The following is a 636-nucleotide window of genomic DNA, read 5'->3' as shown; positions in this document are numbered from 1 at the left end:
TCCACTTCTCCCAGGCGAACCGGCCGCCCGCGTAGACGATGCTGATGATGCCCGACAGCATGGCGAGCCAGGTGGCGTACCGGACGAACTGCTGCGCCTTGTCGGCCAGCGGCGGCGGCTCGGGTGTGGGGTCGCTCATCTGCGCGAGCGTCGTGACCGTGTCCACCAGTGACGTCGAGATACTCACGTCCCTACCCTCTCCGTGCAACCGAACCGATATCCACTGCTCAGGGGCGTAAAACGTTCCGCACCAAGCGAATCGACGCGTTCGGTGGTGTCCCCCGCACGCTCCATCATCCCGGACCCTCATCGGATACCGCAAGTGTTGGCACACAGCGGTTTTGACCGCAGCGGCGACGCGGAAACACCAGTTCAGGGCCACGTGACTGCGATCGGCGGAATGACCGGATACGATTTGTTCGAAGAGTTCCCGCCCACCCCGAACCAGAGTGAGCAGCGAGATGATCCTGGCCGCCGTTTACGACACCGTCGCGCAAATCGGCAACCCCACTCCCGAAGCGCCGCCGATGTCGGAGAAGATTCTCCAACTCGTCCGCTACCTGACCTGGTTCGTGCTGCTGTCCGGGGTCTGCGGCATCATCTACGCGGGCGGCAAGTTCGCCTGGGAGAAGTGGA

The 636-nt window shown here is 63.5% G+C and carries 2 pseudogenes; one reads left to right on the top strand and one right to left on the bottom strand.

Annotation, left to right across the window (positions count from 1 at the left end):
- Positions 1 to 187 (bottom strand): annotated as a pseudogene (locus tag GV790_RS28880) (hypothetical protein); the annotation flags it as partial.
- A gap of 262 nt (positions 188 to 449) precedes the next feature.
- Between GV790_RS28880 and GV790_RS28875 the strand changes: the two are divergent.
- Positions 450 to 636: pseudogene (locus tag GV790_RS28875) on the top strand (hypothetical protein); the annotation flags it as partial.

The organism is Nocardia cyriacigeorgica, assembly GCF_010858045.1.
Classification (GTDB): Bacteria; Actinomycetota; Actinomycetes; order Mycobacteriales; family Mycobacteriaceae; genus Nocardia; species Nocardia cyriacigeorgica_E.
This window is presented reverse-complemented; position numbering and strand designations above follow the sequence as displayed.